Source organism: Spiroplasma endosymbiont of Monopis laevigella (assembly GCF_964019975.1).
Classification (GTDB): domain Bacteria; phylum Bacillota_I; class Bacilli_A; order Mycoplasmatales; family VBWQ01; genus Spiroplasma_E; species Spiroplasma_E ixodetis_A.
This window is the reverse complement of record NZ_OZ026473.1, coordinates 1,086,317-1,107,954: the sequence shown is the minus strand read 5'-3', so window position 1 is coordinate 1,107,954 and position 21,638 is coordinate 1,086,317. Positions and strand designations below refer to the sequence as shown.

Annotated in this window: 20 protein-coding genes, 1 other RNA gene and 2 pseudogenes; 15 read left to right on the top strand and 8 right to left on the bottom strand. The window is 23.4% G+C overall.

Annotated elements, in window-relative coordinates; translation table 4 throughout:
• Window positions 1-27: 27 nt before the first annotated feature.
• Complete coding sequence (locus tag AACK94_RS05905; protein ID WP_338976368.1) at window positions 28-429, bottom strand: PLP-dependent transferase; 402 nt, start codon at window positions 427-429, stop codon at window positions 28-30.
• Between the two features lie 310 nt (window positions 430-739).
• Between AACK94_RS05905 and AACK94_RS05900 the strand changes: the two genes are divergently transcribed.
• The gene (locus AACK94_RS05900) at window positions 740-1,042 is read left to right on the top strand and encodes a transposase (RefSeq protein WP_338975506.1); all 303 of its coding nucleotides are present in this window, start codon (window positions 740-742) and stop codon (window positions 1,040-1,042) included.
• Here the strand turns inward: AACK94_RS05900 and AACK94_RS05895 are convergent.
• A protein-coding gene (locus tag AACK94_RS05895) for an IS3 family transposase (RefSeq protein WP_338975505.1) occupies window positions 1,029-2,146 on the bottom strand; the annotation gives its coding sequence in 2 pieces (ribosomal slippage) (window positions 1,029-1,876 and window positions 1,876-2,146; 1,119 coding nt in all). The two genes, AACK94_RS05900 and AACK94_RS05895, sit on opposite strands and share 14 nt — an antisense overlap.
• An 88-nt stretch (window positions 2,147-2,234) precedes the next feature.
• Here AACK94_RS05895 and AACK94_RS05890 point away from each other — a divergent pair.
• Window positions 2,235-3,077, top strand: a pseudogene (locus AACK94_RS05890) (IS3 family transposase); the annotation flags it as partial.
• 167 nt (window positions 3,078-3,244) lie between these two features.
• Entirely contained in the window at window positions 3,245-4,945 is a 1,701-nt protein-coding gene (locus AACK94_RS05885; RefSeq protein WP_338975504.1) for a hypothetical protein, read from the top strand.
• Here AACK94_RS05885 and AACK94_RS05880 read toward each other — a convergent pair.
• Both AACK94_RS05880 and AACK94_RS05875 read right to left on the bottom strand, forming a co-directional pair.
• Window positions 4,934-5,800 (bottom strand): hypothetical protein, encoded by an 867-nt coding sequence (locus tag AACK94_RS05880; protein WP_281748376.1) that lies wholly within the window; start codon window positions 5,798-5,800, stop codon window positions 4,934-4,936. The two genes, AACK94_RS05885 and AACK94_RS05880, sit on opposite strands and share 12 nt — an antisense overlap.
• Before the next feature lie 118 nt (window positions 5,801-5,918).
• Window positions 5,919-6,119 (bottom strand): hypothetical protein, encoded by a 201-nt coding sequence (locus AACK94_RS05875; protein ID WP_338975502.1) that lies wholly within the window; start codon window positions 6,117-6,119, stop codon window positions 5,919-5,921.
• A 345-nt stretch (window positions 6,120-6,464) separates the two neighbouring features.
• Between AACK94_RS05875 and AACK94_RS05870 the strand changes: the two genes are divergently transcribed.
• Together AACK94_RS05870 and AACK94_RS05865 are read left to right on the top strand one after the other, a co-directional pair.
• Window positions 6,465-7,582 (top strand): IS3 family transposase gene (locus tag AACK94_RS05870; protein WP_338975221.1). Its coding sequence is split into 2 segments (ribosomal slippage): window positions 6,465-6,735 and window positions 6,735-7,582, totalling 1,119 coding nucleotides; the frame shifts between segments, so codons are not numbered across the junction.
• Between the two features lie 12 nt (window positions 7,583-7,594).
• Window positions 7,595-7,834 (top strand): hypothetical protein, encoded by a 240-nt coding sequence (locus AACK94_RS05865; RefSeq protein WP_338975501.1) that lies wholly within the window; start codon window positions 7,595-7,597, stop codon window positions 7,832-7,834.
• A 255-nt stretch (window positions 7,835-8,089) separates the two neighbouring features.
• Here AACK94_RS05865 and AACK94_RS07470 read toward each other — a convergent pair.
• Window positions 8,090-8,416: pseudogene (locus AACK94_RS07470) on the bottom strand (PLP-dependent transferase); the annotation flags it as partial.
• Window positions 8,417-8,450: 34 nt separating this feature from the next.
• Between AACK94_RS07470 and AACK94_RS05860 the strand changes: the two are divergent.
• Window positions 8,451-9,689, top strand: a complete 1,239-nt coding sequence (locus AACK94_RS05860; protein ID WP_338976366.1) for an IS256 family transposase — start codon at window positions 8,451-8,453, stop codon at window positions 9,687-9,689.
• Here AACK94_RS05860 and AACK94_RS05855 read toward each other — a convergent pair.
• The gene (locus AACK94_RS05855; protein ID WP_338975500.1) at window positions 9,686-9,817 is read right to left on the bottom strand and encodes a hypothetical protein; all 132 of its coding nucleotides are present in this window, start codon (window positions 9,815-9,817) and stop codon (window positions 9,686-9,688) included. The two genes, AACK94_RS05860 and AACK94_RS05855, sit on opposite strands and share 4 nt — an antisense overlap.
• A gap of 1,053 nt (window positions 9,818-10,870) precedes the next feature.
• Window positions 10,871-11,251: a RidA family protein gene (locus AACK94_RS05850; RefSeq protein WP_338975499.1), complete on the bottom strand. Its 381-nt coding sequence runs from the start codon at window positions 11,249-11,251 to the stop codon at window positions 10,871-10,873.
• A gap of 518 nt (window positions 11,252-11,769) precedes the next feature.
• On the opposite strand from AACK94_RS05850, the gene AACK94_RS05845 reads away from it, so the two are divergent.
• Window positions 11,770-12,084: an HU family DNA-binding protein gene (locus AACK94_RS05845; protein WP_281749389.1), complete on the top strand. Its 315-nt coding sequence runs from the start codon at window positions 11,770-11,772 to the stop codon at window positions 12,082-12,084.
• Here the strand turns inward: AACK94_RS05845 and AACK94_RS05840 are convergent.
• The gene (locus AACK94_RS05840) at window positions 12,081-12,542 is read right to left on the bottom strand and encodes a Holliday junction resolvase RecU (protein WP_338975498.1); all 462 of its coding nucleotides are present in this window, start codon (window positions 12,540-12,542) and stop codon (window positions 12,081-12,083) included. The two genes, AACK94_RS05845 and AACK94_RS05840, sit on opposite strands and share 4 nt — an antisense overlap.
• A gap of 76 nt (window positions 12,543-12,618) precedes the next feature.
• Between AACK94_RS05840 and AACK94_RS05835 the strand changes: the two genes are divergently transcribed.
• The 8 genes from AACK94_RS05835 (at window position 12,619) to AACK94_RS05800 (ending at window position 21,370) form a co-directional block, all read left to right on the top strand.
• Window positions 12,619-12,936 (top strand): DivIVA domain-containing protein, encoded by a 318-nt coding sequence (locus tag AACK94_RS05835; protein WP_281749393.1) that lies wholly within the window; start codon window positions 12,619-12,621, stop codon window positions 12,934-12,936.
• Window positions 12,937-12,965: 29 nt separating this feature from the next.
• Window positions 12,966-13,315, top strand: an RNA gene (gene rnpB / locus AACK94_RS05830) — RNase P RNA component class B.
• Window positions 13,316-13,363: 48 nt separating this feature from the next.
• Complete coding sequence (locus AACK94_RS05825; RefSeq protein ID WP_338959371.1) at window positions 13,364-13,825, top strand: CinA family protein; 462 nt, start codon at window positions 13,364-13,366, stop codon at window positions 13,823-13,825.
• Window positions 13,826-13,878: 53 nt separating this feature from the next.
• Window positions 13,879-14,862, top strand: a complete 984-nt coding sequence (recA, locus tag AACK94_RS05820; RefSeq protein ID WP_338975497.1) for a recombinase RecA — start codon at window positions 13,879-13,881, stop codon at window positions 14,860-14,862.
• Between the two features lie 163 nt (window positions 14,863-15,025).
• Window positions 15,026-16,600, top strand: a complete 1,575-nt coding sequence (gene rny / locus AACK94_RS05815; RefSeq protein WP_338975496.1) for a ribonuclease Y — start codon at window positions 15,026-15,028, stop codon at window positions 16,598-16,600.
• Between the two features lie 163 nt (window positions 16,601-16,763).
• Entirely contained in the window at window positions 16,764-18,119 is a 1,356-nt protein-coding gene (gene ffh / locus AACK94_RS05810) for a signal recognition particle protein (protein WP_338975495.1), read from the top strand.
• 331 nt (window positions 18,120-18,450) lie between these two features.
• Window positions 18,451-18,702 carry a hypothetical protein gene (locus tag AACK94_RS05805; protein WP_174480064.1) on the top strand — a complete coding sequence of 84 codons (252 nt, stop codon included), beginning with the start codon at window positions 18,451-18,453 and terminating at the stop codon, window positions 18,700-18,702.
• Window positions 18,683-21,370, top strand: coding sequence for an Mbov_0397 family ICE element conjugal transfer ATPase (locus AACK94_RS05800; RefSeq protein WP_338975493.1), 2,688 nt, complete (start codon window positions 18,683-18,685; stop codon window positions 21,368-21,370). The genes AACK94_RS05805 and AACK94_RS05800 overlap by 20 nt, the downstream gene beginning before the upstream one ends.
• Window positions 21,371-21,638 lie beyond the last annotated feature (268 nt).

Sequence of the window (21,638 nt, the reverse complement as noted above, 5' to 3'; positions counted from 1 at the left end):
ATTGTTTTATTTATATATAAATAATTATTATAGTTTTTTTAATGCTTGTTCCAAATCATTTCATAAATCTTCAACATATTCAATAGCAATTGAAAGACGAACAAGACCTTCTGAAATATTTGCATCTGCTAATTCTTGTGCATTATAAGTAGAATGTGTCATTGAAGCTGGATGTTCAATCAATGACTCAACTCCACCTAAAGAAACTGCCAAAATTATTAATTTTAAATTATTTAATAGTTTGATTCCTCCATCATATCCACATTTTAATTCGAAACTAATCATTGCTCCCGGTAATTTCATTTGTTGTTCATAAAGTACTTGTTCTGTTGCTGAATTAGTTAGTCCAGGATAAAATACTTTTTTAATCTTAGGATGTTCTTTTAATCTTGCTGCAATTATTCTTGCATTTTTGCAAGCTCTTCATAATGGGCGGTTGTCAAATTTACGAAATAATTAATTATTATATTAGTAACTTATTTCCAAAATTACCATTTAAAAATGATGATAGAAAAATTAAATTCTCTTTTACCCTTAAATTTATATTCGACGTATTTTAAAAAATATACATTTAAAAAAATTATTCTCAAAGGAAAAAGACAAGAAATAATCTTGTCTTTTTTTGTGTAATTGTAAAATTTTAAAATTTTTATTATTAACATCTGGATGGGTTACACTTTATTGGACACTAATTACATAGACAAGTGAACAAATTAGTTAAAAGAAAGGAATTATAATTATGGTCACTATTAACTCATATTCAGATGAATTTAAAAAACAAATAGTAGCTTTATATCAAAGTGGCAAATCAGTATCTTGCCTTGTTAAAGAATACAATGTTACAAGAGCAGCTACTTACAATTGAATTAAGCAATTTACTAATTCAGGTAGTTTTAAAACTAAAGATAATCTTTCAGATTTAGAAAAACAATTAATTCAAGCAAATAAAGAATTAAAACAGTTACGAATGGAAATTGATATTTTAAAGCAAGCAGCACTAATAATTGGAATGGCAACCCTTTTTAGGACTATTTTTTGGTAGACATTTGTTTTTGATAACTAACTGGAGTTAGGTAGTTTAGAGTACTGTGAATTCTTATGTTGTTATATCAATTGATGTAATCAAATAATTCTAATTTTAATTGGATTAATGATGTAAAATTTTTATCATTAATAAATTCAATTTTGAAAGTTTTAAAAGTTGCTTCAGCAACAGCATTGTCATAAGGACATCCTTTTTTGCTTAAAGATCGAGTTATGTTGAAAGCTAATAAAAGTTTATCAATAGTTTTATTATTAAATTCATTACCGCGATCAGTATGAAATATTTCAATATCTTTTAAACAGTGATTTGATTGCATAAATGCTTGATATACTAATGATGCATCTTTTTTAACTCCAACACTATGTCCAATAATTTCGCGGTTAAATAGGTCGATTAATAGGCAAATATAGTTTCATTTACCATTAACTTGAACATAAGTTAAATCACTAACAATAACTTCATTTTTAATTCTATTATTAAAGTTTCTATTAACAAGATTGGTTATTTGACTATCATTGACTTTATTATGATAATTTTTGAATGATAATTTAGTGTATTTTGATATTAAATTATGCTTATTCATAATTTCTTTAATTTTTCTGCGTGATAAATAAATTTCTTGGTTTGCTAGTATGACTTTTAATCTTCTAGTACCATAAACTTCTTTATTTTCTTTAAAAGCACTAATAACAGCTTGTTCATAAATATTATTTTGAATTTTATTTTTTTTCTTTAAATTAAAATAATATGTTGATTTAGAGAGTTTTAAAAAATGACACATTGTGCGAATTTTATATTTAGATTTATTATTTGCAATAATCTCTACTTTCTGCCTATTATTAGTGCTGCTTGCTTTAAAATATCAATTTCCATTCGTAACTGTTTTAATTCTTTATTTGCTTGAATTAATTGTTTTTCTAAATCTGAAAGATTATCTTTAGTTTTAAAACTACCTGAATTAGTAAATTGCTTAATTCAATTGTAAGTAGCTGCTCTTGTAACATTGTATTCTTTAGCAAGGCAAGATACTGATTTGCCACTTTGATATAAAGCTACTATTTGTTTTTTAAATTCATCTGAATATGAGTTAATAGTGACCATAATTATAATTCCTTTCTTTTAACTAATTTGTTCACTTGTCTATGTAATTAGTGTCCAATAAAGTGTAACCCATCCAAATAGGCAGAAAGTAGAGATTATTGCAAATAATAAATCTAAATATAAAATTCGCACAATGTGTCATTTTTTAAAACTCTCTAAATCAACATATTATTTTAATTTAAAGAAAAAAAATAAAATTCAAAATAATATTTATGAACAAGCTGTTATTAGTGCTTTTAAAGAAAATAAAGAAGTTTATGGTACTAGAAGATTAAAAGTCATACTAGCAAACCAAGAAATTTATTTATCACGCAGAAAAATTAAAGAAATTATGAATAAGCATAATTTAATATCAAAATACACTAAATTATCATTCAAAAATTATCATAATAAAGTCAATGATAGTCAAATAACCAATCTTGTTAATAGAAACTTTAATAATAGAATTAAAAATGAAGTTATTGTTAGTGATTTAACTTATGTTCAAGTTAATGGTAAATGAAACTATATTTGCCTATTAATCGACCTATTTAACCGCGAAATTATTGGACATAGTGTTGGAGTTAAAAAAGATGCATCATTAGTATATCAAGCATTTATGCAATCAAATCACTGTTTAAAAGATATTGAAATATTTCATACTGATCGCGGTAATGAATTTAATAATAAAACTATTGATAAACTTTTATTAGCTTTCAACATAACTCGATCTTTAAGCAAAAAAGGATGTCCTTATGACAATGCTGTTGCTGAAGCAACTTTTAAAACTTTCAAAATTGAATTTATTAATGATAAAAATTTTACATCATTAATCCAATTAAAATTAGAATTATTTGATTACATCAATTGATATAACAACATAAGAATTCACAGTACTCTAAACTACCTAACTCCAGTTAGTTATCAAAAACAAATGTCTACCAAAAAATAGTCCTAAAAAGGGTTGCCATTCCAACTTTATATATTTATGAAATTGAGCGTTTATTTAAAAATAATGAAAATAATAGTTTAAAATTTTCAGCAAATACTATTAAAATAGGTTTTATTGATATTGAAAAAGTATTAAAAACTACTGCTGTTGAAACATCAGACTTTACTATGCAATTAAATCAAAGAGCAAGTACTAATATTAATGATAATACAATTGAATATAGTATGACTGATATTAAAAATTTAATTTTTCAAGAAATAAATTTATTAAATCAATTTAAGTTATATGCAGTATCTATTAATGAACCATTAACTGAAAATAATATTGATAATTTATATATCATAAATAATTATTCACAACCTTATCAAAATCCAAAATCAAGAAGTACTAAAAGTATTACTATTATTAAAATTAAAGATTTTAAAACAAGAGATGGTTATCCCATTATTATTAAATTACAAAAACCATTAGATAAAGATACAAAAGTAACTGGTTTAAAAATTAAAGCCCCTAGAAGCATGATTTTTGGTAATATAAAAGTACTTGGTGAAGTTGACAATATGGAAGTATACCCTAAATTATTTGTTAAAGATAAAATAGCATTTCCGCTGTTATCAATGCCTATTGAAACTCAACCAAAAGTTAGAATATTACAACAATGATTTAGTGAACAAATATTACCATGAAATTTAGCAAAACAATTTATTGGACAAGAAAAATCAGTTTTAGACTTAATTAAAATTAGTAGTGGTTCTGTAACAAGAAGAGAAGTTATTAATAATGCAAGAATAACCCATTCTTGATTAGGATATGAGTTTAGTAATGTTTTAGGTGGTAAATGACCATTAAAAAGTCAAAAAGAATTAAAGGATAAAGAAGTTTGAGATTTTGTAGGTGAAAGTCAATTTTATCAATATGTTGCAACTAATAATAAATTTGATGATATTGAAATAGAAATTAAAGATGCACCAACTATTGATAGTTTACAAAAAGTATTATTAGATATGTTAACTTATACATATACTTATAATAGAAACTTTGATGGATTTCAACCTAATGATTTAACTTCTAAAATAGCAGAATTACGTTCAAAATTTGAAGGACAAAAACCAGAAGATGTAATTACTAATTTATTTAAACAATGAAAATTAGATTATCCAAATTATGTCAATTTACCACAAGTACAAATATTTAAACAAATAGTTATTATGTTATCAAACAATATTTATTCTAATATATCAATAAATAAAGGTTTAAATGATGATTATAAATTATTATTACCTTATTGTTTTGAATTAAAATCAAATCCTATACACACAGGTTCTAACGAAATTTGAGAATTTAAAGATGTAAAAGTAGTATTAAAATCCGATTATTTTGATTTTACGAATATGAATAATATTAAATTAAAAAATAATGATATCAGTCAAAATGAACTATTCAAACTAGATGACAATCAATTTAACTGATTATCTATTACAAATGAATTAGAAAGCAATAATATTCCGTCATTAATTCCAGCAGATTGAACATTAGGAAATGGCGAATATGGAAAATACTTTACAAGAGCAATGATTGATAAAAACAAAATTGAAAATGCTTTAAATTTATATGGTTCAAATAAATATCAATTATTTTCAAAACTAGAATTTTATAAAGAAATTTTAAAGATTGATAATGATAACAAATTTGAATTACTAATTGAAAATCCGATTAATAACTTAAATCGGATTGAAATTAGTGGTATATTTGGCGCTGGTAACTATGATTTAATTTTAATAACAGATAAACAAGAAATAAATTTAAATAGTATTAATTTATTTGATAAATATAACGAGAATATTTCATACATTAATTTAGAAATTTAACTTATTTTTTTGAATACCTTTTTCTGTTGGATATTCTCTTAAAGTTTCTTCTCATGGTTTAATTTTTTCTTTTAGATTATTAATCACTTTTGGTATTTGTGGTTTTTGTTGTTTATTTAAAGACAATGAATTACTTGAAGGTAAAGAATTTGTTGATGTAGATTTCGAATGAAATCCTTCATCACTACTGCTAGATAATAATTTATTTTCTAAATCACAAATTTTCTCATTAAGTTTAAATATTTCTGATTCATATTTTTCAATCGTTTGTTCATCAACTTTGATAATTACTTTTTGTTGTTTTTGATTTAATAAGTTAAATAATAAATTACTATTATTTTGTAATAATTTATTATTATGGTTCAATAATTTATTTATATTTTCAGTTATTTTATTAATATTAGTTATTAAATTTTTATGATTTTCTTTTTTTTCATTATAAGTTAAATTTAAAGTTTCAATTTTTTTCTGATTATTTAAATTTGTTTCTTTTAATAATTCACAATTTTTCTCTTCTTGTTGAATTAAATTATTAATATTTTGATTTATATTGATTTTTCCAAATGAAAAAATTTTAATAAAAAAATTTTTAAATATATTAATTTTTTGTTTTTTTAACTTTAAAATTTGATTTTTATAATTAATTATTTTTGTTTCTATTTTTTCCTTTTGTTCACTTCAAAAAATAATATTAGTTTTAAAATTTTTTATTGTAATTTCATTTATTGAAATTTCGTTTTGAAAATAATTTCTTTCTTTTTCTAAATTTTGAATTTGTTTTTCAATTTCTTCAATATTTTTTTGATTTTCTAATATTTGACCATTAATAAAATCTTGTTCTTTTTTTGTAATCATATTTTTTAAATCTCCTTAAAAATAAAAAACTCATTTACTTTAAAAATAAAGCAATGAGTTAAAAAAACTTTATTTAGTTCTTATTGAAATTATATATGTTTATATATAAATATCAATATTATTTGTTAAAATATCCATCGGGATATTTGCCATCTCATTTTATATCTCCTTGATGTCTTGATTTAATATCAAAATACAAAAATATTTTGTGTTGATTATTCATAGGTTGTGACCATATAATTGCTCCTTTACCACCAACAGTTTTTATACGGTCATAATTATAAAATGATAAATCTTTACTATTTTCGTGGGTAAGCACCCCCCATGATTAATCCTATTGTTCCGGTTGTAGCACCAGTTAGTGCTAATGCTAATGTTATTTTACTTAAATTTGTTTTTATTCATGTTTTCATCTTTAATTACTCCTTTTTTCCTTGATTTTACTTATAAATTGTACTATTTTTGATTATTTTTACAAGTATCCTTTTAAATGCAAAATATCGCCTAAATTAAAAGCGTTTATTTTGTGAGACCTATACTATTAATTATATGTAACTTGTTGATTATATTGAAAATATGAAAGTACTTTGGATGGGTTACACTTTATTGGACACTAATTACATAGACAAGTGAACAAATTAGTTAAAAGAAAGGAATTATAATTATGGTCACTATTAACTCATATTCAGATGAATTTAAAAAACAAATAGTAGCTTTATATCAAAGTGGCAAATCAGTATCTTGCCTTGTTAAAGAATACAATGTTACAAGAGCAGCTACTTACAATTGAATTAAGCAATTTACTAATTCAGGTAGTTTTAAAACTAAAGATAATCTTTCAGATTTAGAAAAACAATTAATTCAAGCAAATAAAGAATTAAAACAGTTACGAATGGAAATTGATATTTTAAAGCAAGCAGCACTAATAATAGGCAGAAAGTAGAGATTATTGCAAATAATAAATCTAAATATAAAATTCGCACAATGTGTCATTTTTTAAAACTCTCTAAATCAACATATTATTTTAATTTAAAGAAAAAAAATAAAATTCAAAATAATATTTATGAACAAGCTGTTATTAGTGCTTTTAAAGAAAATAAAGAAGTTTATGGTACTAGAAGATTAAAAGTCATACTAGCAAACCAAGAAATTTATTTATCACGCAGAAAAATTAAAGAAATTATGAATAAGCATAATTTAATATCAAAATACACTAAATTATCATTCAAAAATTATCATAATAAAGTCAATGATAGTCAAATAACCAATCTTGTTAATAGAAACTTTAATAATAGAATTAAAAATGAAGTTATTGTTAGTGATTTAACTTATGTTCAAGTTAATGGTAAATGAAACTATATTTGCCTATTAATCGACCTATTTAACCGCGAAATTATTGGACATAGTGTTGGAGTTAAAAAAGATGCATCATTAGTATATCAAGCATTTATGCAATCAAATCACTGTTTAAAAGATATTGAAATATTTCATACTGATCGCGGTAATGAATTCAATAATAAAACTATTGATAAACTTTTATTAGCTTTCAACATAACTCGATCTTTAAGCAAAAAAGGATGTCCTTATGACAATGCTGTTGCTGAAGCAACTTTTAAAACTTTCAAAATTGAATTTATTAATGATAAAAATTTTACATCATTAATCCAATTAAAATTAGAATTATTTGATTACATCAATTGATATAACAACATAAGAATTCACAGTACTCTAAACTATCTAACTCCAGTTAGTTATCAAAAACAAATGTCTACCAAAAAATAGTCCTAAAAAGGGTTGCCATTCCAATATAAAGAATTAGATAATCATAAAAAATTAAAGAAAAAATATTTTAAAAATAATAAACAAGGTATTGAAAATCAAAGTGCAAAGTGAAATATTGGTTGTTATACTGAAACTAATATTTGACATGTTTTAAAAGAAATGCTTGGTAATAGAACATATAATATTTTAATTTATATTAAAATGGTTATTTCTAAATGTAATAAAATAAATACAGAGATACAATTATTATAAATTAAAAATTTAGTTTTTTTTAAAAAAAACTAAAAATAAATTAAAACTTATTAAATGCACTTTAGTAAGAATTTTTGTTGTGTATAAATATTAAATTTATTTTAGTAATTTTTAAAATTAAGTATTTTAGTTGAAATATCTTTTAAAAAATAGTAAGATGAATGTACAATTTCATAAAAATCCAAATTATTTCTTGTCTAAAATATAATAAGACTATATAAGATTTAATTTATTCCGGATTTTTGACAATCTCCCAATTGTTTTTGATGATAATAAATGGTCAGTAGCATTCAATAATGTTCAAAAAGTAGATGCAATGGCCCCCATACCCGATGAGAAAGCAATTGCTTTTTCTGATCCTTCTAAATGTGCCATTCGTTTTTCTAAAACAGTTGTTGTTGGATTACCAATTCTTGTATAAACATATCCTTCTTCTTGTAAATTAAATATCCTACCACCTTGTTCGGCACTATCAAAAGCAAAAGTTGTTGATAGATAAATAGGAGGTAGAGCGGCTCCAAAGGAAATGTTTAGTAATCTGTGTAACTTACAAAAATAACTATGTTTAATTAATTCTAGTAAATATAATTAAATGACTAGAAAGAGTGAGTTACAGATGGCTAAAAAAGATAACTTTAATAATAATGATCCAATATCAAAAGCAGTAGATTTATTACTAGAAAATACTGAAGATTTAACAACAGTTTTTAAACCTGGCGGTTTATATAAAGAATTAACAAAAAGATTAGTTGAAAAAATGTTGAATTCTGAAATGCAAAATTATTTAGGATATGAAAAAAATCAACATAGTACTACTGAAAATGCTCGTAATGGTACAAGTTCAAAAAAATTAATAACTCAACAAGGTAAAATTGAAATTGATGTACCAAGAGATCGCAATAGTAATTTTACTCCTGTAATAGTTCCTAAAAGGCAAAGAAGATTTGATGGTTTTGATCAACAAGTTCTTTCCTTGTATGCAAAAGGAATGACATTATCTGACATTAGAATGCAGTTGCAAGAGTTATATCATGGTGCTGATATTAGTGAAAGTGTTATTAGTCAAATTACTGATGATGTTATTGATGATGTTAAAGCATGACAAAATCGACCATTAGAAAGTATTTATCCTATTGTTTATTTTGATTGTATAGTAGTTAAAGTACGACAAGATAAACGGATTATTAACAAATCAGTTTATATAGCATTAGGAGTTGATTTAGAAGGCAAAAAAGATGTTTTAGGATTATGAATTAGTGAAAATGAAGGTTCTAAGTTTTGATTATCTAATTTCACAGAAATGAAAAATCGTGGCTTAAATGATATTCTTATTGCTTGTAGTGATAATTTAACAGGCATGTCAGAAGCAATACAATCAGTTTATCCTAAAACAGAACATCAATTATGCATTGTTCATCAAATTAGAAATAGTTTAAAATATGTTTCATACAAACATCGAAAAGGTCTAGTTGCAGATTTAAAACCAATTTATAGTGCATGTAGTGAAGAACAAGCAATGCAAGCTTTAGAATCGTTTGAAAGTAAATGAAATAAACAATATCCTCAAATTACTAAATCTTGATATAAAAATTGAGATAATTTAATGGTTTTTATTAGTTATCCAGTAGAAATCAAAAGAGTGATTTATACTACAAATGCTATTGAATCTGTTAATAGTCAATTACGAAAAATCATCAGAAATAAAAAAGTTTTTCCTAATGATATGGCAGTTTTCAAAATATTTTACTTGGCAATTGAAAATATAACAAAAAAATGAACATTGCCTATTCAAAATTTAAATACAGCAATTGCTTATTTTATGATAAAATTTGAAGACAGAATTAATCTAAATTAGTAACTTTGTAAAACAAAGATACACAGATTATTAAAAAGCCTCGCTCCAAATTTATCATTATAATTACCACAATGAACTAATTTAGTTGCAATGTGGTAATTATTTTTATTTTTTTTAATTTTTGTCATAATTATCTCCTTATAGATATAAATTTATTTTATTTTTATGTTATTTCCATTTAATTTCTATTTTAAAACTACCTTTTATATAAAATAAAGGTAGCAAGTTTTATTAAAGTATATAAATATCTTAGATTAATGTTAACAATCTTGTTTTAAAAAAGTAGTTATAATCTAATATTCAATTTTTATATGAAAATACTATAATATCTTTTTGTTATTTTATAGTAAATGTTTTTTTTAATAAAAAAGGTTACCTTTTTACTAGTAATCTTTAAATTCATATTTTAAATTCAATACTTATTATAGTTTTTATTAATTAATATAATTTTAGTTTATTATTGATATTTTATATAGATTAAGATTTATTTAGAATGTATTTTATTATTGTTTTAAGTATAAAATATTTAGAATTTTGAGAAAAGTGTGAAATTGTAGTAAGAATATTAAATTGGAAAGTGTAGTAATGTATCATTAAAAATGATATTAATTTATTTTACAATATCATTATTATGTGAATAAAACTTTTTAAATTTTAAAGTACTTTTTCTAAATAAATCTTGATTTAATTTTATATTCAAAAGTTTACATATGCAATAAATATTTTTTTAATATAAAAATATTTATTATAATTAAAATCTATATTATATGTATTAAAATTTAATTATCAATTTGAATATAAAAAAGGTTACTTTTACTAGTAATCTTTAAATTTATATTTTAAATTCAATTATTATTTTATTTATACTTTAAGTAATGTTGAATATTATTTTTTGTTAATTTATAATTTATTTTTAAAGTTAAGATTTATTTAGAATGTATTTTATTATTGTTTTAAGTATAAAATATTTAGAATTTTGAGAAAAGTGTGAAATTGTAGTAAGAATATTAAATTGGAAAGTGTAGTAATGTATCATTAAAAATGATATTATTTCATTTTACTAATATCATTATTATATGAATAAAACTTTTTAAATTTTAAAGTACTTTTTCTAAATAAATCTTGATTTAATTTTATAGTTAAAAATTTATATATGCAATAAAAAAATAAAATTAGAAAAATTATTTTAAATAAGCAATTGCTTCAATTTCAATTAATGCATCTTTGGGAATTCTAGCAACTTGAACTGCTGCTCTTGCTGGAGCGTGTGCACCAAATATTTCTCCATAAACTTTATTCATTTCAACAAACTGATTTAAGTCTTTTAAGAAAATATTAACTTTTACAATATTATTTAAAGTAATATTAGCAGCTTCACAAATTGCTTTAATATTTAATAAACTTTGTTTAGTTTGTGAAGAAATGTCAGTGCCAATAAATTCACCTGTTTTACTATTAATTGGTAATTGCCCAGAAATATATAAAAAGTCACCTGCAATTATTGCTTGACTATATGGCCCAATGGCAGCAGGAGCATTAGGAGTATGAATAATATTTTTCATAGTTTATCACTCTTTCTAAAATTATTATGTTTTGCATCATTGAATATATTAGTAAAATGTAGCGTTATTTTTAAGTTATTTAGGTGATATTAAATAATTAATAGTAATATAAAATTAGCATCATTAATTATTAAAACTTGAACAACTATAAATATATTTTACATGATTTTCTTTTCTTTTTTTTAATTAATTATTTTTCACTTTAATAATTTTTTTCATTTTAATTTTAATAAAATATTTATTTAATATTTTATTATCAGTATTGAAAATTAAATTTTATTTTTATTTTTTAACCTTTATAAGTGTAAAAAAATATTATATATTATATATTATTAAAGTAATTTTATCATTTTTTTAGAAAAAAAATACATTTTATGGTTCACTTTATAAAATGTTACTATATAATTTGATTACAGACCAGTAACATTTTTAAATTGGTTTGAAGATAACGTAGTTATAATAATATCTATAATAGACATTATAATTATAATTCTTAAAACATTAGGAGGAAATCTTTTATGGCAAAAAGTAATTCTAAAACAAAGACAGAAATTATTAAGATAGTGGCGCAAAAGTCTGACGTCACAATTGCCTTAGCGACTAATATTATTGATTTATTTTTTGAAGAGATAAAAGTTGAAGTTGCAAATGGTGGTAAAATTAATATACCAAAATTTGGAATATTTGAAACTATTATTCGTGAAGCAAGAACAGGTCGTAATCCCCAAACTGGTGAATCTATTGTAATTAGTGCTTCTAAAGCACCTAAATTTAAAGCTAGTTCTGAATTTAAAAAACATACTAATCAACAAACAGAAACTTTAGTTTCTTAAATTAAAAATTTTAAAAAATCAAGATAAAATGGATATATAATTTCTAATTTATATCCATTTTGTTCTATTTTTTTATATGTCAGTGCTTTTTTTTGAACTTTTAAAAATTTTAATTTTTCTCAAAAAACTAAGAAAAAGGCATTATGTTGTGAAAAATAAATAATAACAAAACTAATAGCATTAAGATAAAAAGCATTTTCTAAGTATTCAAGTTGATATTTTTTAAAATTATTTCATGGTAATGTTAAAGACTTAGTACTTTTTGCTTCAAAACACAAATATTTACCATGATAAACTCCATGATAATCAACATTACTTTTTTCTTTAAAAATTTTATTGTTTTGATATAAACTTGGTGGATTTTGTTTAAAAATTAGTGCTTGTTTTTCATTATTTATAATTTCAATAGTATAATTAATTATAGTTTCAAGAAACATTCCGCGGTTAGCATAAAACATTATTTTAATTCCCCCTTACATATAGAATATTACTAACTTTGGAATAGTTTTCCTTTTAATTAAAGGAGGTATAAATATGAATATTTGTAAAAAGGATATTATAGATAAAGAATTTACTGTTGATTATAAAGGCTATGATTCTAAAGAAGTAGATTTATTTCTTGATTTAGTAGCTACTAATTATGAAATACTAGAAGAATTTGTAAATAAACTAAAAAAGCAAAATGCAATTTTAGAAAATAATAATTACAAGTTACTTAAAGAAATTGATATTTTAAAAACACAAATTTTAGTTTTAAAACAAGAAAAACAAAAATTAGAAGAAAAAGGTGTAGAAAATGTTGATATTATTACGAGATTAAGCAAATTAGAAAGTATTGTACATGAAGAATAAATATGTTATAATTTTCTTCTAAAAGAATAAAAAATGAGCTAATCGCTGCATTAGTATGTAGAGGAAAGTCCACGCTCGCACTTTCTGTGATGAAAGTAATGTTTGTGTTAGAGAAAACGATAACTCTAAGCAGTAATTCTGACGGCTGACAAAAACCTAAGTTTTTTATTAAATAAGGTTCTAGTCTATAAAAGTGTCATAGAGACGAGTTTTAAGGAAACTTAAAAGCTGGAACGAGATAAACCCCACAAGCGAGAAACCCAAATTTAGGTAGGGGCATTGGTTTATTAGAAATGAATAATAAACCGAACTATTGTTTACAATAGTAGATAAATGGTTAGCACTTGCAAGAAGCAAGAACAGAACGTGGCTTATGATTTTTTTATTCTTTTTTTGTATTGTAAATTATTTGATTGAAGGTTTGAAAATGACTGAACTTTTAGTTTTATTAGATAAATTTAATTTTAGAATTAGTTGTTGTGAAAGTATTACTGGTGGACTTTTTGCTCAAGAGATTACTAGTATTGCTGGTGCTTCTAAATATTTTAGTGGTGGTTTTATAACGTATACTAATGAATCAAAAATCAATATTGTTAAAATTAAAAAAACAACCATTGAAAAATATGGTGTAATAAGTAAACAATGTGCTATAGAAATGGCTTTAAATACACAAAAAATTTTAAAAACAAATATTGCTATTAGTTTTACTGGAAATGCAGGACCTAATGCTCTAGAAAATAAACCGGTTGGTTTAGTATATGTAGGTATTGTTATCAATGATAATGTTTGATGTGAAGTGTTAAATATTTCAGGTAATAGAAACGAAATTAGATCAACTATAGTAGCAAAAGCAGTAGTTATTTTAAAAAAAATTTTATTAAGTTTTTAAAATTTAAAAAGGAATTATCTTACAGAGTTATTAATATTTTGTAGGGTGATTTTATGGAAATAAAAATTAAAGAAAAAGAGCAATTATTAGAAAAGGCCATTAAGCAAATTGAAAAAGAATTTGGCAAAGGTGCTATTATGTTACTAAGTGATAGTGGTATTGGCGATATTGAAGTTATTAGTTCAGGAAGTATATTATTAGATGATATTTTAGGTGTTAAAGGTTTTCCAAAAGGTCGTATTATTGAAGTTTATGGACCAGAATCTGCAGGTAAAACTACATTAGCATTAATGGCTTTAGCAGAAGTTCAAAAACAAAATGGTAGAATAGCATTTATAGATGCTGAACATGCATTAGATCGTCAATATAGTCAAAAATTAGGTGTTGATATTAGTCGTTTATTAATTACACAACCAGATTCAGGAGAACAAGCATTAGAAATACTAGATATTCTTGTTAAATCAGAGGCTTTAGATATGATTGTTGTTGATTCAGTAGCTGCATTAGTTCCACAAATTGAACTTGATGGTGATATGAATGATCAAACAATTGGTGCTCAAGCGCGATTAATGTCTAAGGCATTACGAAAAATTAGTGGAAATATCGCAAAAACTAATTGTATTGTTTTATTTATTAATCAAATTCGAGAAAAAGTTGGTATTATATATGGTAATCCTGAAATAACACCCGGAGGAAAAGAATTACGTTTTTATAGTACAATTAGACTAGAAGTACGTAAAGGTGAACAATTAATCAAAAGTAATCAAATAATTGGTCATAAAATAAAAATAAAAGTTGTAAAAAATAAAGTAGCACCACCATTTAAAACAACAAGTCTTGATTTTTGTTTTGAAGAAGGATTTTCAAAAATTAGTGAAATCATTACAATTGCTGTTGAGAAAGAAGTTATTAATAAATCTGGTGGCTGATACACTTATGAAGATGTAAAATTAGGACAAGGAAAAATAAAAGCAAAAGAAAGTTTAGAAGCAAATACTTTTCTTTTAGAACAAATTAAGGAACGAATCATGTTTTAAATATTAATATTTAAAACATGCTAAAATTAATGTAGGATTATTATCCTACTTATTTGTGTGTAGATATTAAAGAAGAAAAATATAAAATTTTAATTTTATTTAAGTTTTTGAGTGTAATGATTCTTTTTCTTGTAGGTGTTTTACAGCAAGGAGAGAAATATAAATGGAAAAAAATATGTTAGCTATATTATCAAATATAAGTAGTCAACAGTTTGGAATGTGAGTAGGTATATCAATTTTTCTAGCAATGATAGTAGGGATAATTGCTGGATTTCTAATTAGAAAAATGTATTTAAAAATTAAAGAACAACAAAGTTTTACTAATATTTTAAAGAGAAAAAAAGAATCTCAAAAATTAATTCAATCCTCAAGAGCCGATGCAAAAATTGAAATAAGTAAAATGAAAAAAGATTTGTATTTAGAGATTGAATATCGTAAAGAACAAAATTTAGAATATGAGAAACTTTTAAATAAAAGAGAACGCAAATTAAGTGAACGTGAAGAAATAATTGAAACACAAACACAAAATCTTTATCATCAACGTGAAATTGTAAAAAATGTTAAATTAGAATATCATCAAAAAATTGATCAAATTATTATGGAATTAGAAAAAATTTCTGGTATGAGTCGAAATGAAGCAAAAGATGAATTGTTTAGTAAATTAAAAGAAAAATTATCATTAGAATTTAATAAAATTATTAAAAATCATGAATATAATATTAAACTTCAATCTAAAGAGTTAGCCAATAATATTGTTAGTGAAGCAATAGAACGTTATGCAAGTAATTTTATTGTTGATAAGTCAGTATCATACGTTAAGTTGCCTAATGAAGAAATGAAAGGCAGAATTATTGGTAAAGAGGGTAGAAATATTAAATCTTTTGAGTTAACAGCAGGTGTAGATATTATCATTGATGATACGCCAGAAACAATTCAAATTTCTTCATTTAATCCGATCAGAAGAGAAATTGCAACTAGAGCTTTAGAAGATTTAGTTAAAGATGGAAGAATTCATCCAATTAGAATTGAAGAAATCTTGAGATTTCATGAGCAGGAATTAAATGAAGGTTTTAAAGTTGATGGTAAAAAAATTATTGATGAGTTAAAATTAACTGGTTTTGAACCAGAGTTAGTATCTTATATCGGAAGATTAAAATATCGTACAAGTTATGGTCAAAATGTTTTATTGCATTCCTTTGAAGTTGCCAAACTTGCAGGAGCAATGGCAGCTGAATTGGGTTTAGATGTTAATATTGCAAAACGTGCTGGTTTATTACATGATATTGGTAAAGCCGCTGATTATGAATTAGAAGGTTCACATGTTTATAATGGTGTGATTTTAGCAAAAAAATATGGTGAAAGTGATATTATTATTAATGCTATTCATTCTCATCATGGTGATGTTGCAAAAGATAATGTTTATTCTTCTTTAGTTTCAGCTGCTGATACATTATCAGCAGCTAGACCTGGTTCAAGAAATAATTCATTAGAAGAATTTATAACTAGAATTAAAGAAATTGAAGATTTGTGTAAATCTGTTAAAGGCGTAGAAAAAGCATATGCTGTTCAGGCCGGAAGACAAATTAGAGTTATTGTTGATCCTAAAGTTATTAATGATTTTGATGCTCATATATTAGCAAGAAACTTAAAACAAAAATTAGAACAAATGATTACAATACCAGGCGATATTCATATTACTGTTATTCGTGAAGTAAGAGCAACAGAATTAATTAATTAAAAAATTAATTAATTGTTTTTTAGAGAACCCTTAGGTTCTCTTTTAACTTTATAAAATATATAATTTGTTAATTCAAATATTTATTTTTTATGCTTAATTTATTTTTTCATTATTATTTTAGTGTTAAAATAATATAGCCTTAAAAATAGAGGAGAATATAAATATGAGTTTTGCTGACATTATGTCAAAAAAAGTACAAAAAACATTAGAAAAAAATTTAAGTAAAAAAACTTTAACCATGGAAAATATGGAAGCAACAATTAAAGAATTCAGATTAATTTTGTTAGAGGCTGATGTTAATTTTAGGGTGGTTAAAACTTTAACTAATGAAATTATTAATAAAGCAAAAGGTGAATTTATTAAAGAAGGCTTAGATCAAAAAGAAATGTTAATTAAAATTATTCATGATGAATTAACAAAGATTATGGGTACTAAGAATGTTGAATTAGATTTATCTACTAATCCTACTGTTATTATGATAGTTGGTTTACAAGGTTCTGGTAAAACAACAACAATATCTAAACTAGCAAAGTTGTTAACAGATAAATATCAAAAAAAATGTTTACTAGTTGCAGGAGATATTTATCGTCCAGCTGCTGTTGAACAATTAAAAGTTTTAGGAAAACAATTGAATATTGAAGTTTTTTCCCAAAAAAATGAAACCCCTACTAATATTGTTAAAAATGCTCAAATATATGCTAATAAAAATAAGTTTGATGTAATATTAATTGATACAGCTGGAAGATTACACATTGATGAAAAATTAATGCAAGAACTAGCAGAAATAAGAAAAATTACTTCACCAAAAGAAGTTTTACTTGTTTGTGATGGTATGGCAGGACAAGATATAATTAATGTTGCTATTGAGTTTAATAATACTATTCCTATTACTGGAAGCATAATCACTAAATTAGATGGTACTGCTAAGGGTGGTTCAGCTCTTTCAATTTCTTATTTAACAAAGATTCCTGTTAAGTTCTTAGGAATGGGTGAAAAGGTAACTGATTTAGAGGTTTTTTATCCAGAAAGAATGGCAGAACGTATTTTAGGAATGGGTGATCTTACTACATTAATGGAGAAGGCCGAAAGTATAGTTTCAGCTCGTGATGTTGAAGAAACTATGAATAGAATGATGTTAGGTCAATTTGATTTGAATGACCTTGTTAATCAAATGAAGCAAATTCAAAAAATGGGTAAATTGGGATCACTTGTAAAAATGATTCCTGGTATGTCTGCTAAAATTAGTGATGCTAAAATTAGTGATGTTGAAACTGATTTAAAAATAGCAGAATATATTATTGCTTCAACAACTGCTCAAGAACGTGAAAAGCCACAAATTTTACGTTATCCAACTAGAAAAGCAAGAGTATTAAAAGGCTCAGGTCGTTCAGAAAAAGAATTAAATAAAGTTTTAAACCAATTTGAAAAAACTAAAAAAGTTATGGATCAAATTGCTGGTCAGATTAAAAAAGGAGAAATGCCAAATATTTCAGGATTAGATAAGTTAATAAAAAGTTAGAAAAATAAAAAAAATTTGTTATTTTTTGTTAATTTGTTAAAATTTATTTAACTCAAGAAATGTATAAAACTTTGATTTCTTGAGTTTTTATAGATATTATTTTATTAAAATTTTTTTAAATTTTCTTCTTTGTTTTTAAAAATTTAATTTATTTTTTAAAGTAAAACTAGATTTTAAAAAGAAAATAGTGTTTAAATAGTGGGTTATTTTAAATTAAAAATATAACAAAAATTTATTTTTTCTTTTTCAGTTGCTTAATAATATTTAGGGAACAAGATAACTTTGAATTGTGTTTAGTAAACAAATTAAATTCAGTTAGGAGACAATGATTATGAAAGATACGTATACATCTGTTCGATTAGCTCAAAAGCCACAAAATTCTTTTGCTTGCTATCGATGTGGTAGAGTAATTTTGATAGCTGATTACTTAGAAGGAATAAATATTCAAGTTAATTGCAGTCGTTGTGGCTTTAAGAAGCGTGTTAATAGTATAAAGATAGAGAAAATAAACAGTAAACCAAATTCAGCGCTAAATTCTAATGAAATTTCAAAAGAAAAGATAAATGAAATTTTTAATTCCTAAAACTATTAAATTTGTAAAATTACAAATTTGGAGAAGTGTTGGTTTAATTGATTTATTAATTATTTTAATGGTAGTTGGATTTGCTTCAATTATTATTTTATTGTTGCAAATTGATATTATTTTTAAAATATTAGCTGTTATTTTAGTTTTTTGTGCTACTATTCCGCTTACTTTTTATTGACAGCCAAGAAAAAAAGGATGAGAAATTATTTTATTATGATTTAAATTTCATAGTAAAAATCGTTATTATAAATCTGAAAAAAATTCACAAATATTAGTACCATTTAAAAAAATTATTAGTAAGAATGTGATGCAATTAAATGTGAAAAATACAAATTATACTAGAGCTTTATTATTGGAGGGTTTTAATATTACATTATTATCTAATGAAGAAGCCTCAAATAAAATTAAAGATTTAGCTGCAGCTTTTAAAATTATTAATATTTCTATGTCTTTAATAAAGATTGATATGCCTTTAGATATAACTGTACAAACTAATTTTTATAAAGAACAACTCGAAAAAATTGATTTAGAAAATATTAGTGAAAAAGCAAAATTAGCAAAAAAATTTCAAATGATATCAGCAATTAATGCTAATAATGAAATTCAAAATCAAAATGAAATGACGCAACCATTTTTTTACTTATTTTTTTATTCATCAAATCAAGAAAAATTAAAAGAAGAAGTAAATGCTTTTAAAAATTATATCAGTCGTAGTGGTGTTAAAGCTAGTGATATTAATTGTTTTGAAATGATGGTTGTTTATAGTAAATTAATAAATTCTAATGAAAATGCTTCCTTAGAAGAAATGTTTACTACAAAAAAAGAAGAAACTGTTAAAAGTAAAGATTTAACTAATGATTTGGCGATTAAAGAATTATTAGTTCATAAGAATAATTTAGAATTTGCTAATTGTTTTCAAACTGTTTATAACATATATGATTATCCATTTGAAGTTTCAGCAGTCTGATTAGCAAATTTAGTAAATATTCCTAATACTAGTTTAATCTTTACTTTTAATAGTATCAGTGAAGAAAGTGCTAAAAAACAATTGAATAAAGCTATGCAAAATTTAGCAACTTTAAATTTTATGACAAAATCATTATCAGAACGAAGAGATTATGATTATCATTATCAATCATTAAATGAATTATTAGATCAAATTGCTGGTGGTGGTGAAAAAATATTTAATACTAATATGTATTTGTTAATTAATGGTGCTGATCGTAAGCAACTTAAACAAAATATTAGTACTGCCGAATACGAAATAAAAAATAATAATATGAAGTTTGATAAATTATATTATTGTCAATTAGAAGCTTTTTTATCAGTAATGCCAGATAGTGCTGATTGATTTAAAGAAACAGGTCACGAAATGCCATGTTTAACAATAGGTGCTAGTTTTCCTTTTTTAAATCAAGAATTAAATGATAAACAAGGATTATTTCTTGGATTTAATGAAAGTGGTAATAAAGTATTTTTTGATCAAAGAACTAAAAGTAGTACTCGTAAAAATCATAATCAACTAATTATTGGTACTAGTGGTTCAGGAAAATCTTATACTTCTAAAAAAGAAGTAAATTATCAAATTATGCTTGGTCATAAAGTAATTGTTATTGATCCTGAACGTGAATATCGCGATTTATGTAATTATCATGATGGAAGTTGAATTGATGTTGGTGATGGTTCTTCTGGCAATATTAATCCATTTCAAATTACATTGGCACTGAGTGATGATAATACTAATGATAATAATACTCGTGATATTTTAGCACCACATATGCAATTCTTAGAACAATTTTTAAACGTTGCTACTGGTGGATTAACGAGAAATGAATCAAGTTTATTAATGATTTATGTAAATTTAATGTATGAAAAATTTGGTATTACTTCTCGAACAAAAATTCATTTATTAAAACCAAATCAATTTCCAATTTTTCAAGATTTATATGATATTATTGAATCTGATATGGTTAAAGAAGAAGAGATTAGAAGTAAAAATGAATTAAAAAATTTACTAATTATATTATCAAGATTTGCAACTGGTGGTACTGATGCTAATTTATGAAATGCTCATACTAATATTAATAGCAGTAGTTTATTACAAGTTTATGATTTATATACTTTAACGCAATCAGGGAATAAACGTTTAGTTAACGCTCAAATGTTTTTAATTTTGAAATATATTGAAAATGAAGTACGAAAGAATAAAAATGATAATGAAATTAATAATAAACAACAATGAATTTCAATTACTATTGATGAAGCCCATTTACTTATTGATAAAGAATTTCCAGCAGCATTATTATTTATGTATCAAATTGTTAAGAGAATTCGTAAATATACAGGTATGATAAATATTATTACACAAAATATTAACGATTTTCTTGGTTCTGAAGAAATTAAAAAATATACTACTGCTATTATTAACTCAAGTCAATATTTAAAAGTATTAAACTTACAACCTCATGATTTAACAGCATTAAATGAATTGTATTCTTCATATGGTGGCATTTCTGCTAATGAAACTGATTTTATTGCTCGTGCTAAAGTTGGTGAATGTCTTTTTGCTATTTCTAGTTTATATCGTATGTGTTTAAATATTAATGTTAGTGATGCTGAAAAACAAGCAATTAAAAATATAAAAAATAAAGAAATTGAAAATTAGTATATTTTTTATACATTATCGATTTCATCAATAATTGTTAATTTATTTTTAAATTAAATAAAGATACTTTCATATTAATAAAACTTATAAGTTTTATTAATATGATTTTATTTAAATAATAAATTTTATAAAATAATAAAAAATAAGTTGATAAAATTGAAAATTTTTATTTACTTTATTTTAAAACCAACTATAATTAATGTGTATCAACATTATTTATAACATATGAATTTGACTGTAAGTCCTAATTTATCTCTTTAAGGAGTAA